Below are 13,694 nucleotides of genomic sequence, written 5' to 3'. Positions count from 1 at the left end.
GGGACACCGCTCCTTGCTTTGGCAAAAAGCCGTCTCCTAAGGGGACTGCACAACATGTTGCAATTCTTCCGCCACAGTAGATAACTGTAATCACAACGTTCACAAATGTAACAAAAATGTCGAGATTGCGATAATCATAAATCATAAAGTTTCCATAACGACGCCCCGTAACACGTGGGCGAGCACGTCATTATGTGAGTTCAGCGGCCGTAACTTATTGCAGACCGTTGTCAGATAGTTGCATTGAGCCTCGGCGGAACTAAACACTGCAATTCCGGCGATATGGGGCCGCATCAGCGCAGCTAAGCAGATCAGTGCTGGTAGGGAAGCGACAGTGGTTCCAGTGATTGCGCACACTTCGTCGGCAAGCACCAGCATCTCCTCAGCGTCCACGGCGGACCCGCCCTTCTAACGCTGCGTAGCTGGAGACCTCGCGCCGGGCCAATTCACGCAGCTCAACGGAGCGAACCGTGCGAGCAGCCTTCTCAACGATCGCGCGGGTCGCGGCTTCCTGTTTGGAGATATTGAGAGTTCTGGCGAGGAGGGTAAGCGCTGCATCTTGTTCCGCGGTGAGTCTCAAAGTCATGGCCATGGTATCAAAACGATACCAGCACGGGACTGAAAAGCGCCTACAACGTACACTGGACGTGTTATTCCTGACTAGAAAAGGTGAAAAGTGAGCGACGAGAATCTCTTTGATCGCGTGAACCCGATCGACATTAATGAGGAGATGCAGTCGAGCTATATCGACTACGCCATGTCCGTCATTGTTGGTCGCGCGTTGCCCGAGGTCCGCGACGGCCTGAAGCCCGTCCACCGCCGAATCCTCTACGCAATGTACGACAATGGTTTCCGCCACGACCGTTCCTATGTGAAGTCCGCGAAGCCAGTCGCCGAGACGATGGGTAACTACCACCCACACGGCGACGTCGCGATTTATGACACCCTGGTTCGCCTAGCTCAGCCCTGGAATATGCGCTACCCGCTTGTCGACGGCCAGGGTAACTTCGGCTCCCGCGGCAACGACGGCCCCGCCGCAATGCGTTATACGGAATCTCGCCTGACGCCACTGGCGCAAGAGATGGTCCGCGATATCCGCCGCAACGTGGTGGACTTCATCCCTAACTATGACGGCAAGACCACCGAGCCAACCATCCTGCCCTCGCGTGTGCCAAACCTGCTGATGAACGGCTCCGGCGGTATCGCCGTCGGTATGGCCACCAACATCCCGCCACACAATCTAAATGAGATTGCCGAGGCGATCTATTGGATGCTGGACAACCATGAGGCCACCGAAGCGCAGCAACTCGAAGCCTGCATGGAGTACATCAAGGGCCCAGACTTCCCAACCTCGGGCCTCATCGTGGGTACTGACGGCATCAAGGACGCCTACACCACCGGCCGCGGTTCGATCCGCATGCGTGGCGTTACGTCCATTGAGGAAGAGGGCTCCCGCCAGACCATCGTCATCACCGAGCTGCCGTACCAGGTCAACCCGGATAACCTCATCTCGAACATCGCGGAGCAGGTCACCAGTGGCAAGCTCGCTGGCATCTCCCGCATTGAGGATGAATCTTCTGACCGCGTCGGCATGCGCATCGTCGTCACCCTCAAGCGCGATGCTGTGCCACGTGTGGTGCTGAACAACCTGTACAAGCACTCCCAACTGCAGACCAACTTTGGCTGCAACATGCTCTCCATCGTGGACGGCGTGCCACGCACCCTCCGTATTGACCAGATGGTGCGCCTGTACACCGATCACCAGATCGAAGTCATCATTCGCCGCACCCAGTTCCTCCTCGATGAAGCCGAAGAACGCGCCCACATCCTGCGCGGCTTGGTCAAGGCGCTGGACATGCTGGACGAGGTCATTGCCCTCATCCGTCGCAGCCCAACCGTGGACGAAGCCCGCACTGGACTCATGGGCCTGCTGGATGTCGACGAAATCCAGGCAGACGCCATCCTGGCTATGCAGCTGCGTCGCCTAGCAGCCCTGGAGCGCCAGAAGATCGTGGATGAGTTGGCACAGATCGAGCTCGAGATCGCCGACCTGAAGGACATCCTGGCTTCCCCTGAGCGCCAGCGCTCCATTGTTAAGGAAGAGCTGGAAGAGATCGTGTCCAAGTACGGCGATGAGCGTCGTACCCAGATCGTCGCCGCCACTGGCGACGTCACCGAAGAAGATCTCATTGCCCGGGAAAACGTCGTGGTCACCATTACATCCACCGGTTACGCCAAGCGCACCAAGGTGGATGCGTACAAGTCCCAGCGTCGTGGCGGCAAGGGTGTCCGCGGAGCCGAGCTGAAACAGGACGATGTGGTGCGCCACTTCTTCGTCTGTTCCACGCACGACTGGATCCTCTTCTTCACCAACTACGGTCGCGTCTACCGCCTGAAGGCATACGAATTGCCAGAGGCATCCCGTACCGCTCGTGGCCAGCACGTGGCAAACCTCATGGAATTCCAGTCCGGTGAGAAGATTGCCCAGGTTATCCAGCTGCAGACCTACGAGGACGCTCCATACCTGGTGCTCGCAACCCAGCTGGGGCGCGTGAAGAAGTCTCGTCTGCTCGATTATGAGACTGCCCGTTCCGGTGGCCTCATTGCCATCAACCTCAATGAGGGCGACAAGCTGATCGGCGCTGCGCTGTGCTCCGACGAAGATGAGCTGCTCTTGGTATCCGAGGAAGGCCAGTCCATCCGCTTCAAAGCCGACGATGAAACGCTGCGCCCAATGGGCCGTGCCACCGCCGGTGTGAAGGGCATGCGCTTCCGCGACGATGACCAGCTGCTATCCATGTGCGTGGTCCGTGACGGCGAATTCCTTCTGGTCGCCACCTCGGGTGGTTATGGCAAGCGCACTGCCATGGAGGAATACTCCGTGCAAGGACGCGGTGGCGTTGGCGTGGTCACCTTCAAGTACAACGCGAAGCGGGGCAAACTGATCGGCGCCCTCGCTGTGGACGAAGACGACGAGATCTTCGCCATCACCTCCGCCGGTGGCGTCATTCGCACCGTGGTGAACCAGATCCGGCCGTCGTCACGCGCCACGATGGGCGTGCGCCTGGTGGACCTGCCTGCCGGGACGGAACTGCTGGCCATTGATAAGAATGTGGAAGCTGAAGGCGAAGAAGAAGCTGAGGCAGTAGCAACCGGAAAGGCGCCAGCGCCAACCGAGACCGCTGCAGCTAAGACTGAAATGTTGGAGACCGTTGTCGATGCGGCTGACCAGCCGCTCGACGCCTCCGGTGTCCCACAAGAAGAGGACTAATTCATGGCTGAACGTAAAGTGACCGTCCGAAGCATTTCACCCTTCACGGCATTTCGCACTGCGCTAGTCCTGTCTCTTGCGGGGCTAGTGGCGTGGATGATCTGCGTGCTGTTGCTCTACGTCGGCATGGGCGCCGCTGGGGTGTGGGATAGCCTCAACTCCGTCATCGGCGGCGCTGGTGGTGAAGGTACCGTGTCGCTCAAGCTGGTGCTGTCATTAGCAGGCCTGTTGGGCGCCATCGCGGCGATCCTTGTCTCTGTCCTGTCACCGCTGGTTGCGCTGGTCTACAACGCCACCGTTGACCTGTTTGGCGGGCTTGAGATCACGCTTAACGACGCCTAAACTTTCCACTCGAAAATAGGGTTTTACCTGGCGATTTGGTTTATAGTTAATCGGTGGGTAAAGTTCTATTTCGTTCCCAGGGCCTATAGCTCAGTCGGTTAGAGCGCATCGCTGATAACGATGAGGTCGCAAGTTCGATTCTTGCTAGGCCCACAGGAACGAAAATGGGGCATTAGCTCAATTGGTAGAGCACCTGCTTTGCAAGCAGGAGGTCAGGAGTTCGATTCTCCTATGCTCCACAGCCCAAAAGATCCCTCCAGTGTTTCGCTGGAGGGATCTTTTTTCTCTTGGGGGAGCTTCTTCAGAGCATATTCCTGGGTGATCCTGTGGCCCGCCCCGAAACCCGACTTTCATGTTCCGACTTTTCACTCCGATGAGGAAAATCCACCTGGGCTTTTCCTAAAGCACTGCACTAGAAGTCGGAACATGAAAGTCGGATCTCGGCGAAGCACCTGATCGCGCCTCAGCCGCGAAGTGCTGTCTGCGTGCGTAGCCGGCGGTAAAACTCCGAACCCCGTCACCCCAGGGGCCCGCGGTGCCCCCTAGCAAAACCAAAATGGCGGGGTGGCGGAATGCGAAGCTGTGGCCACCATATTCGGGCATCCCTGTGCTCAGCATCTCTAGGCTCGTGTACCGCCTCATCCACGGGACACCCACCTTCTTAAGATCTTCTTGGTTGCGTTGCAACAGTGTTAGATCTGAGCCCGGAACGCCACACGGAATGAACTTGAGGTTGTTGCAACGGGTGCTGAGGGGGACTTGACTGCGCGGTGGCGCACGCCAAAGTTGCTAAGCACTTGGTGCTCAAAAGGACAATTTTTGGACTGCGCACTATGAGGAGTACCGTTGCTATTAGACACGGGGCATTAGCTCAGTTGGTAGAGTGTTGCGTTCGCAATGCAAAGGTCAGGGGTTCGATTCCCCTATGCTCCACCAGTGTGAAGTCTCGAGACATCGTTCCTATTCGATGCCTCGGGACTTCTTTTGTTTTCGAGGGTTCGTCCTTCTAATTGTCTCCTGCCTGGTGGCCGCACAATCTCAAACGCGGTTACCACACTAGTGGTGTTGTCCAATTGATGGCGCACCCCCAAAGGTTTGTCTAAGGTGGCCTTTATGGTGGCCGGGATCTCCGAGCTGCAATGCGTGGGCGAAGCGCCCTGTTTCCCTTTAACCTTTGCGGAGGAACCGATGAGCAGTACTACAGAACACTGGAATGGAATGGGTGCGATCGTCGGTGACGGTGGCGTCGCGTTTCGAGTGTGGGCCCCGCATGCTGAGACCGTGACCGTGACGGGTGACTTTAACAAGTGGAGTGATACTGCGACCCCGCTTGAGGCAGAGGGCAACGGCTATTGGTACACCCTCGTCCCAGATGCGAAGGCAGGCGAGGAGTACAAGTACGTCATCACTAACGGCACGCAGGTGCTCTACAAGCGCGATCCGTACAGCTACCTGGTCACCAACTCGGTTGGCAACTCGGTGATCTACGACCACAGCTCGTTCGACTGGGAGGACGTGCAGGCCAAGTGCCCGCCTTTCAATGAGATGGTCATCTACGAAATGCACGTGGGCACATTTAACTCTGTCGACGGCGGGGTGGGCGACCTGGAAGGGGCGATGGATCGTCTCGGTCACGTGCTCGAACTTGGGGCGAATACCGTTCAGCTGATGCCGGTGGCCGAGTTCGCTGGCGACCAGAGCTGGGGATACAACCCAGCCGATCCTTTCGCCGTAGAGTCTGCCTATGGTGGCCCGGACGCTCTGAAGCAGTTTGTGAAGAAAGCCCACGAGATGGGTCTCGCGGTCATCCAAGACGTCGTGTACAACCACTTCGGCCCCTCTGACCTCGACCTTTGGCAATTCGACGGGTGGAGCGAGAACGGTAAGGGTGGCATCTACTTCTACCAGGACTGGAAGTCGGAGACTCCGTGGGGCGATACTCGCCCTGATTATGGCCGAGAAGAGGTGCGCCGATTCATTCGTGATAACGCCCTGATGTGGCTGAAGGACTATCGCATGGACGGCCTGCGCTTGGACATGACGCCATACATGCGGTCCAAGGACGGATCCGCAATGGACATCCCAGAGGGCTGGTCGATGATGCGTTGGATCGCCGACACCGTTCGTGCGGAGTTCCCGGGCCGGATCCTGATCGCCGAAGACCTGCACGGCGACCCGATGGTGACCTCCACTGCTCCTGAAGGGGCTGGCTTTCACTCACAGTGGGACAGCCACTTCGTTCACCCAGTCCGTGAGGTGATCACCGAAATCGATGACGAGTGGCGATCGATCCCTGCCATTGTCGAGGCCGTTACCACCGACTACGGCGATGCTTTTGCGCGCGTCATCTACACCGAGAGTCACGACGAGGTGGCCAACGGCAAGGCACGCGTCCCGCAAGAGGTCAACCCCAACGATCCATCCGGTTGGGTTGCTCAGAAGATGTCGACCCTGGGTGCCGCACTCGCCCTAACCTCCCCGGGCATCCCGATGCTGTTCCAAGGCCAGGAGTTCCTCGAAGGTGCCTGGTTCCGTGACAGCGTGCCGCTCGATTGGTCACGGGACGAGAACTACGCGGGCATCGCCAACCTCTACCGCGACCTGATCAACCTGCGTCTCAATCGCAGCCAGACGGCCCGCGGTTTGACGGGGCAAAACACCGCCATCCTCAAGGCCGACGACGAAGCCAACTTCCTGGTCTTCCACCGCTGGGCAGACGGCGGTGCGGGCGATGACGTCATCGTCGTGGTCAACTTGGACAGCGAGGTGCGCGAAAAGGTCGATATCGGTCTGCCATCGGGCCCAGAGAAGTGGACGTTGCGCTTCAATAGCGATTCCAAGAGCTACAGCTCGCTGTTTGGTGGTTTCGCGTCCTACGACATGGAGTCCTACGAGGGCGGTGTCGACGGTCAGCCTCGCCACGGCAACTTGTCGATTGCGCCCTATACGGTCTTGATTTACACGCGAGGCTAAGGACGCGTCGTTAAGCACCCGTGGCCGTCACATTCAGGCATGCTGATGCGCAGTTCGCTGGGAGGAGTATCGCGAGTAGTGCCTTAGTGGATGTCGCAGCGGGTGCGTTCGTGCTCTGCGTGCCGTGCGGGTTCGAACTGGAAGGTGGAGTGTTCGATGGCGACGTCGAAATGCGTTGCCACGCATTCTTGGAGCTTGTCCAGGATATCCGGGATGTGGCCGTCGTTAAAGCAGCTGTCTTCGAGGGTGATGTGTGCGGTGAGCACGGGCAGCCCAGAGGAGATGCGTGAAGCGTGGAGGTCGTGGACGTCGAGGACATGCTCGGTCTCCAGGATGTGAGTGCGCACGGCCTCGAGGTCGAGCCCGGGAGGGGTGGATTCGAGGAGGATTTGCCCGGACTCGCGCAGAATGTGGAAGGCGCGGGGGAGGATGAGCAGGGCGATGAGTAGGGAAGCGATGGCGTCGGCACGCGCGAAACCGGTGGTGGCTACCACGATGGCGCTGATGATGACGGCGACGGAACCAAGGGCGTCGTTGAGTACTTCCAGCGTTGCGGCCTTCATATTGAGGTTGTGCTCCCCGCCGCTGAGGACGATGAACGAGGCGATATTGCCAAGGAGGCCGATGATTCCGATGAGCAACAGGCCGTGGGAGTTGACGTCGACAGGTGTGATCAGGCGCCGGACGGCCTCGATGATCGTATACAGCCCGACGCTGCCGAGCAGTAGCGCTTGCAGCGCGGAGGAAATGACCTCGGCGCGGCGCAGCCCCCAGGTGTGTTTACTGCTGGCGGGCCGGAGGATCAGGGATGCTGCGGTGAAGGCGATGGCTAGGCCTGCCGTATCGACGGCCATGTGCCCGGCGTCGGCGAACAGTGCGAGGCTGCTGGTCCACCAGGCGCCGAAGATCTCGGCGAGCAGAATGATGCCAGTGATGGCCAGTGCAATTCCGAGTCGGGTGCGGTTCGAGGACTCGTGGTGGTGTGAGTGGTCATGATTGTGGGGCATCGCGGGTCCTTAGATCTTCGGTATTTTCAATAAACCCTATCCTATTGAAAATTCGCAGGCAAGAGCGGTATTTTTTCGCGCTGGTTAGGGATAGGTGAAAAGACCTTAAGAAATTCAAAAACAAGCTCCTGCCTGTAGGTTTCCTCCCGATCGCCTGCCCCTTCCTCGACTTTTGCCTGTCAGAATCTAAGTTTTCAGGATGTTCTTGAGCGGGAATGAGGTTTCCACATACTTACGCTGCCGTCAGCTTCTCAGTTTAGTGTGACCCCAGGCACACTGAATTGTCTTCAAACTCCCAGTACAAGGCGCTAGTTATCAATTCGAGACAATTTAACGCTTAAGGATAGGCGGAGAAACCTTGCAGAAACCTTATTGGAAGCCCCCGCGATACACATAAATATGTCATTGCAGATTTGGGTTTAGGGGTTGAATCCCCAGCAAACTGGGGGCGAACAATTCACCTTCTCCTTGCACATCTCTGGTTAGAATCTTTGCTACCTGGGGTTTTATTGGTGTTGTCCCTAAAAACGTAAGTTACGTAACTGAAAGGCATCACCCATGAAGAAGATTCTGACTACCGCAACCGCCGCCCTGGCCATCTCTTTCGGGCTTAGCACGGTGACCGCTCCTGTAGCCGGAGCCTTCCCTCTCCCAGGCATCATGCAGGAGAACCTCGGTGCCGCTGAAGCTGATATTTTCAACCAAGTAAACGGTGTCCGTGCTGAACACGGCCTCGCACCATTTGGCTGGAACCAGAACCTTGCTGATTCCTCCCGCTCGTGGGCGGAGACCAGCGCTAGCCGTGACCAGCTCGCCCATGATCCAATGGCGCTGCAAGTTTCCGATATGGAAAACGTTGCGGTTATGTATAACAACCCTCGCGATGCAGTGAACGCTTGGATGAACTCCCCAGCTCACCGCGACAACATTCTGAGCCCTAACGCGGTTACCGCGGGTGTTGGTGTAGCTAAGAACCCAGCAACCGGTGGCTACTTCATCACCCTGCGTGGCGCTTACTAACCACATGTGACGACGGGCAGTGCGCAGCCGCACCCAGGACTTTAAGTTCTTGGGTGCGGCTGTTTTTTTCATGCCCGCGCAACAGAAAACCGCCCCGTTCCAGTACATAACCTGGGACGGGGCGGCAAAGGAGCGAGAAGGATTACTGCTTCTCGTCGAATTCCTTCTCAGCTTCCTCAGCCTGATCCTCGAGAGAATCCAGCTCAGCAACGTTGGCTTTATCCAGCGCCTCATCGATGGCGTCGTCAGCGAACTCGCCATCATTGATCGCCTGAGTCTGCTCGGCTACATCAGCATCCTGAGCCTGGTGCTCAGCAAGCTGCTTATCAAGGTCTTCCAGGAAGTCCGCATCAACCTCAGTGTCGGTCGGGGTGACCGAGGAGTAAACAAGGCGAGAGCCCTCAGCCGTGTGTTCCTCCACCCGAGGTGGAACAGTGTTCGCCTTCTCTGGGCGGAACATGAACCAGTACACAGCGGCACCGATGGCACCGAGTACGGCTACGAGCAGCGCAGTGGCGCTCAGCTTGCCACACTTCTTCTTAGGAGCCTTCTTCAGGCCAGCCTTCACTGCGCGCTTGTTAGCCTTCTTGGCTAGCTGCTTAGACTTCTTCTCGGATTCCTTCCGGAAATCAGCGAACTTAGCCGTGCCTGCCGTGGTGGCAGTAGCGCCGGCGGAGGCTGCTTCTTCGCGTGCCTTCTCCAGGCGGACGCGGGCATTCTCGGCTACCTTAGCGGCGGAGTCGCGACGGTCGTCAATAATCGCACGACCCTTTTCCTGGCCCATTTCCGCGAGCTCGGCGAGGGTGTAGTTCTCTGCGACGTCGGAAAGCGCTTCATAGGCTTCCGCAGTCTTGCGCTCCCGGTAATCGTTGAGCGCGCCGATGGCAGCACGGGTGGTGTTGATAGCGAGACGGACATTGTTCATATTTCTTCAATCCTCTTTCCTTTTAGTCGAGGGGTTCGTGCTTTCAAGCGTAGCCACATTGCGGGAAACGTGACAGGGAATGACGTAACATTGTGCTCATGACTCAAAAGACCGCAACTGCGACCTTGCATACGAACCGTGGCGACATCGTCATTGACCTCTATGGCAACCATGCACCAGAGACCGTTGCCAACTTTGTTGGCCTGGCTGATGGCTCCAAGGAGTACAAGTCCAACAACGCTTCTGGCACCACTGAGGGCCCGTTCTACGACGGCGCTATCTTCCACCGCGTCATCGACGGCTTCATGATCCAGGGCGGCGACCCAACCGGCACCGGCCGTGGCGGCCCAGGCTACATGTTCGGTGATGAAATCCACCCTGAGCTGCGCTTTGACCGTTCCTACCTGCTGGCAATGGCGAATGCTGGCCCCGGCACCAACGGCTCCCAGTTCTTCATCTCCGTGGCTGCTGCACCATGGCTCAACGGCAAGCACACCATCTTCGGTGAGGTCACCGACGCGGCTTCCCAGAAGGTAGTCGACGAGATCGCCACCACCGCTACCGGCGCAATGGATCGTCCGACCGAGGACGTAGTTATCAACTCGATCACCATCGCGTAACTGTTTCGCACCCTTTTCCGCCTGCTTGTCGACGTCCGTCGGCGGCAGGCGTTTTTCATTGGAGCACCCATGAACCTCATCCAACGGTGGTGGCAGCAAGCCCCAGCCACCGTGGCCTTCTGCGCAGCGATGATCCTCGCGTACGTGGCGACGGCCATCCAATCCCTCTCCCTCGTGGATAACCTCTCCCGCAGCGGGATCGCTGATGCCAGCATCCTGTACTTACCGGACATGTATGACGCGTGGGGGCCGATGCGGGCGCTCACTTCCGCCTTCATGCACATCGGCCCCGGCCATCTTGCGCTGAACCTAGTGTTGCTCTTTCTGCTCGGTAGGGAGATTGAACAGTACGCGGGCCGGGGCTTGTACATATTGGTGTGGTTGACCGCCGCCATTGGTGCGAGCACCCTCACGGTATGGCTGGACCCCATCAACGCTACTGCTGGCGCTTCAGGCGTGGGCTATGCGCTGATGGCCCTGTTGGTGGGTGTTGTGATGCAGCGCGGTGGCGATCTCCGCGCCCCTATAGTGCTGATCATTGTGAATATTGCCTTCACGGTAATCACCCCCGGCATCTCACTGTGGGGCCACCTGGGAGGCCTATTAGCTGGGTTTTTATTGTCGGTTGCACTGTTGCCGCGTTCGCGGGGGTGGCGTGCCTGTTGTATATCCATGGTGCTCATCGGCTACCTGGTGGCTTTGTTTTGGAGGCTGGCCACATTCACCACCAGCGGGTTGTGGAGTCTGTAGCTGTTTTACACAAGTTATCCCCATCTTTGTGATGGGGATTTTTTCTGCCAAGTTATACACAGGAGTTGTCCACAGTGTGGATAACTACATTCTTGTAATTTACGCCTGCAGTTTCGAATGGGTGAGAATTAGCAGTGAATTTGCGCCTAGATTAGAACACAAGACCGATGCCGACAAAGTTGTGCACAGGTTTATCCACCGCCTGTGGAATTGTGAAAGGTTGGCAGTTGTTTAACTATGCACAAACTTATCCCCAGCCTGTGGATAACTTGATCGGCAGGGGTGTGTACACATCGCTGGGGTGGAATTACAACAATGGCATTTACATACAGTTCAAAAGAAGCCGGACCTTGGATCTGGTTGGGACGAATCAACAGTGAGACGTCCCAACCGAACCCAAGGTCCGGCAGGGGGAATAGCGGTGGGGGCTAACGCCAGCCCATCGTCATCAAAAGCCCCAGGATGAAGAATCCGAAGCCGATGCCGTAGTTCCACGGTCCTAGCTCGCGCATAAAGGCGATATCCATGCCTGCTAGATAATTAACTACCAGCCACAGCAGTCCGATGATCATCAAGCCAAACATGATGATCTTGTACCAGAGTGGCGTACCCGAGGAGCTGATTTTCACCGGGGTGCGGTTAGTAGCGGTAGAGCTCACCGGGGCGGTGGACTTGGAGACTTTTGCTTTAGGCATCGTTCACACTTTCATTCAAGTTCTGTTGCGGTCTCATTGTGCCAGTTGGGGCATAGTCCGGCAATAAGGTCGCGCCATTATCGCCCCTAAGGGAGCAATTGGAATTCATAGACGTCCACATAAACAAGGGAATCCTTGCTCAGCTTCTTGCCCGCGGCTGGATCCTGCTTCGCGATTTTGCCTTGATCCACCAGCGCGGTGGTGGCAACGCGTCGCTGTTGTAGTGAAGTCTCCGGAGCCGTCCAACCCGCTGCACGTAGCGCACGCAGTGCCTGTGGCACCGTCATCCCGGTCAGCGAAGGCGCGCTGACCGCAGCCCCATTGGACACTGTCACCGTCACCTGCGAGCCCTTGGGCAGCGTTTGCCCTGACTCGGCGAGCGAGATCACCGTGCCGGCCGGCTCGTTGGAATCCACAACCTTTACTTGTGGGACAAAACCGAGGGAGGTCAGGTTGGACTCTGCGGAATCCCACTTCATGCCCTCAATGTTCGGAACCCGGACTTCCTCAACGCCCTTGGAGATCTTGATGGACACCTTAGAGCCCTTGGACACCTGGGAGCCTGCCCCTGGCGATTGCTCCATGACCTGCCCCTTAGGCACCGTGTCCGAGTCTTCTTCTTTCACGGCGTTGTCCAGCTGCAACCCGGCGTCGGAAAGCGCGGTGGCCGCGGCAGCCGTGGTCAGGCCTTCGAGGTCAGGAACCTCAATGATCTCCTTGCCGGAGGAAACGATGAGCGTAACTGTCGCCCCGGCCCGGACTTGGGAGCCTGATGCTGGGTTGGTGGCAATGACGGACCCCTTTGGAACCGTCGGGCTGGATTCTTCCTTGTGTTCCACTTGGAGGCCCAACTTCTCCAGCTGGGCGACCGCGCTGGCCTCTGGCTGATTAGCCACATTCGGAATGGCTACGTTCTGAAAGGTTCGTTGGGAAGTGCCAGCACCATCACTGAACTGGGTGTAGGCGAAGTAACCGCCACCGCCGAGCAACGCGAGGACAGCGAGGGTTCCCAGCACCGCACCCCACGGGCTCTTGCGTTCCTGCTCCTTGTAATGCTGAGCCGCGGAAATTGGTGGTGCCGGCGTGAGCGGGGAAACCGCCCCACGCGACGGCTCTTGACGGGTCGCCACGGTGACCGGCTCGGAAAAGACTTGGGTTGGTGGGTCAGCAGGGACCGGGGTGGGGATCGGGTCGATGCTCAGATGGTTGCGGGCTGCCAATGCCACGGCGCCTCGCTGGATACGACGCAAATCCTCCGCGAACTCCGCAGCGGTCTGATACCGGTCATCCGGGTGCTTAGCCATGGCGGTCAAGCACACCGCATCGATGTTCACGGCGGCAGTCGGGGACAGGTTCGAAATGAGTTCAGAAGGCGGGGTCGGATCTTCCTGGACATGCTGATACGCGATTGCCAGGGGGCTGTCGCCGGAAAATGGCGGGCGCCCGGTGAGCAATTCATAGAGCACGCAGCCAGTGGCGTAGATATCCGAGCGCACATCCGCGCTCTTACCGCGAGCCTGCTCTGGGGAGAGGTATTGCGCGGTACCGATGACGGCAGCGGTAGCGGTCATCGCGGAGGTGGCGTCGCCTAGCGCGCGGGCAATGCCGAAGTCCATCACCTTGATGTCGCCGACGGGCGTGATCATGATGTTCGCAGGCTTGATATCGCGGTGGATGATGCCGGCATCGTGGCTCACCTGCAGGGCTTCGCACACTGGTGCCAGCATTTTTGCGGCGTCGGCGGGCAGGATAGGCGAATCGTCGCGGATGATGGCGCGCAGCGTTTTGCCCGTCACCAACTCCATCACAATGTAGGGGACAGTGGTGCCGTGGATTTCGGTATCACCGGTGTCATAGACGGCAACGATGGCCGGATGGTTCAGGCTGCCGCCATTTTGAGCTTCGCGGCGGAAGCGCTCCCGGAAGCCTTCGTCGCGGGCGAGGTCGGCACGCATAATCTTCACGGCGACATCGCGCCCCAGCAGCGTGTCCTTGGCGCGATAGACATCCGACATACCGCCGGTGCCGATCATTTCCCCGAGCTCGTAACGTGAGCCGAGCGCGTGTGCAGTCATGTGCCGATCCTCCTCC

General features: G+C 58.2%; 11 protein-coding genes and 3 tRNA genes. 9 read left to right on the top strand and 5 right to left on the bottom strand.

The window, feature by feature from the left end; genetic code table 11:
• Positions 1 to 382: 382 nt before the first annotated feature.
• A complete protein-coding gene (locus tag WG915_RS07520; protein ID WP_339564765.1) occupies positions 383 to 592 on the bottom strand; it encodes a CopG family transcriptional regulator in 210 nt (69 codons plus the stop codon).
• 138 nt (positions 593 to 730) lie between these two features.
• On the opposite strand from WG915_RS07520, the gene gyrA reads away from it, so the two are divergent.
• The 6 genes from gyrA (at position 731) to WG915_RS07490 (ending at position 6,586) form a co-directional block, all read left to right on the top strand.
• On the top strand, positions 731 to 3,271 hold the full coding sequence (gene gyrA, locus WG915_RS07515; RefSeq protein ID WP_445227808.1) for a DNA gyrase subunit A: 2,541 nt from the start codon (positions 731 to 733) through the stop codon (positions 3,269 to 3,271).
• A gap of 3 nt (positions 3,272 to 3,274) precedes the next feature.
• Positions 3,275 to 3,613 carry a DUF3566 domain-containing protein gene (locus WG915_RS07510; protein WP_339564763.1) on the top strand — a complete coding sequence of 113 codons (339 nt, stop codon included), beginning with the start codon at positions 3,275 to 3,277 and terminating at the stop codon, positions 3,611 to 3,613.
• 79 nt (positions 3,614 to 3,692) lie between these two features.
• Positions 3,693 to 3,766: transfer RNA gene (locus tag WG915_RS07505), tRNA-Ile, on the top strand.
• A 13-nt stretch (positions 3,767 to 3,779) separates the two neighbouring features.
• A tRNA-Ala gene (locus WG915_RS07500) sits at positions 3,780 to 3,852 on the top strand.
• Between the two features lie 621 nt (positions 3,853 to 4,473).
• Positions 4,474 to 4,549: transfer RNA gene (locus WG915_RS07495), tRNA-Ala, on the top strand.
• Between the two features lie 252 nt (positions 4,550 to 4,801).
• Entirely contained in the window at positions 4,802 to 6,586 is a 1,785-nt protein-coding gene (locus tag WG915_RS07490; RefSeq protein ID WP_339564762.1) for an alpha-amylase family glycosyl hydrolase, read from the top strand.
• Positions 6,587 to 6,669: 83 nt separating this feature from the next.
• On the opposite strand, the gene WG915_RS07485 is transcribed toward WG915_RS07490, so the two are convergent.
• A complete protein-coding gene (locus tag WG915_RS07485; protein WP_339564761.1) occupies positions 6,670 to 7,593 on the bottom strand; it encodes a cation diffusion facilitator family transporter in 924 nt (307 codons plus the stop codon).
• Positions 7,594 to 8,151: 558 nt separating this feature from the next.
• On the opposite strand from WG915_RS07485, the gene WG915_RS07480 reads away from it, so the two are divergent.
• Positions 8,152 to 8,613, top strand: a complete 462-nt coding sequence (locus WG915_RS07480) for a CAP domain-containing protein (protein WP_339564760.1) — start codon at positions 8,152 to 8,154, stop codon at positions 8,611 to 8,613.
• Positions 8,614 to 8,755: 142 nt separating this feature from the next.
• Here WG915_RS07480 and WG915_RS07475 read toward each other — a convergent pair whose 3' ends face one another.
• Positions 8,756 to 9,538, bottom strand: coding sequence for a hypothetical protein (locus tag WG915_RS07475; protein ID WP_339564759.1), 783 nt, complete (start codon positions 9,536 to 9,538; stop codon positions 8,756 to 8,758).
• Between the two features lie 98 nt (positions 9,539 to 9,636).
• Here WG915_RS07475 and WG915_RS07470 point away from each other — a divergent pair, with 98 nt between their 5' ends.
• Together WG915_RS07470 and WG915_RS07465 are read left to right on the top strand one after the other, a co-directional pair.
• The gene (locus WG915_RS07470) at positions 9,637 to 10,158 is read left to right on the top strand and encodes a peptidylprolyl isomerase (protein ID WP_339564758.1); all 522 of its coding nucleotides are present in this window, start codon (positions 9,637 to 9,639) and stop codon (positions 10,156 to 10,158) included.
• Positions 10,159 to 10,227: 69 nt separating this feature from the next.
• Complete coding sequence (locus WG915_RS07465) at positions 10,228 to 10,908, top strand: rhomboid family intramembrane serine protease (RefSeq protein ID WP_339564757.1); 681 nt, start codon at positions 10,228 to 10,230, stop codon at positions 10,906 to 10,908.
• 428 nt (positions 10,909 to 11,336) lie between these two features.
• On the opposite strand, the gene crgA is transcribed toward WG915_RS07465, so the two are convergent.
• Both crgA and pknB read right to left on the bottom strand, forming a co-directional pair.
• On the bottom strand, positions 11,337 to 11,603 hold the full coding sequence (gene crgA / locus WG915_RS07460) for a cell division protein CrgA (RefSeq protein ID WP_339564756.1): 267 nt from the start codon (positions 11,601 to 11,603) through the stop codon (positions 11,337 to 11,339).
• An 86-nt stretch (positions 11,604 to 11,689) separates the two neighbouring features.
• Positions 11,690 to 13,678: a Stk1 family PASTA domain-containing Ser/Thr kinase gene (gene pknB / locus WG915_RS07455; RefSeq protein WP_339564755.1), complete on the bottom strand. Its 1,989-nt coding sequence runs from the start codon at positions 13,676 to 13,678 to the stop codon at positions 11,690 to 11,692.
• Between the last annotated feature and the right edge of the window lie 16 nt (positions 13,679 to 13,694).

Origin of the sequence: Corynebacterium sp. H128, from assembly GCF_037482625.1 — a bacterium.
Taxonomy (GTDB): domain Bacteria; phylum Actinomycetota; class Actinomycetes; order Mycobacteriales; family Mycobacteriaceae; genus Corynebacterium.
Note: the sequence above shows the minus strand (reverse complement) of the source record. Positions and strands in the feature narration are given on the sequence as shown.

Excerpts from the sequence above, each read along its gene's own strand:
- WG915_RS07520 (WP_339564765.1), bottom strand. The coding sequence starts at position 592 with ATGGCCATGACTTTGAGACTCACCGCGGAACAAGATGCAGCGCTTACC.
- gyrA (WP_445227808.1), top strand. The coding sequence starts at position 731 with ATGCAGTCGAGCTATATCGACTACGCCATGTCCGTCATTGTTGGTCGC.
- WG915_RS07510 (WP_339564763.1), top strand. The coding sequence starts at position 3,275 with ATGGCTGAACGTAAAGTGACCGTCCGAAGCATTTCACCCTTCACGGCA.
- WG915_RS07490 (WP_339564762.1), top strand. The coding sequence starts at position 4,802 with ATGAGCAGTACTACAGAACACTGGAATGGAATGGGTGCGATCGTCGGT.
- WG915_RS07485 (WP_339564761.1), bottom strand. The coding sequence starts at position 7,593 with ATGCCCCACAATCATGACCACTCACACCACCACGAGTCCTCGAACCGC.
- WG915_RS07480 (WP_339564760.1), top strand. The coding sequence starts at position 8,152 with ATGAAGAAGATTCTGACTACCGCAACCGCCGCCCTGGCCATCTCTTTC.
- WG915_RS07475 (WP_339564759.1), bottom strand. The coding sequence starts at position 9,538 with ATGAACAATGTCCGTCTCGCTATCAACACCACCCGTGCTGCCATCGGC.
- WG915_RS07470 (WP_339564758.1), top strand. The coding sequence starts at position 9,637 with ATGACTCAAAAGACCGCAACTGCGACCTTGCATACGAACCGTGGCGAC.
- WG915_RS07465 (WP_339564757.1), top strand. The coding sequence starts at position 10,228 with ATGAACCTCATCCAACGGTGGTGGCAGCAAGCCCCAGCCACCGTGGCC.
- crgA (WP_339564756.1), bottom strand. The coding sequence starts at position 11,603 with ATGCCTAAAGCAAAAGTCTCCAAGTCCACCGCCCCGGTGAGCTCTACC.
- pknB (WP_339564755.1), bottom strand. The coding sequence starts at position 13,678 with ATGACTGCACACGCGCTCGGCTCACGTTACGAGCTCGGGGAAATGATC.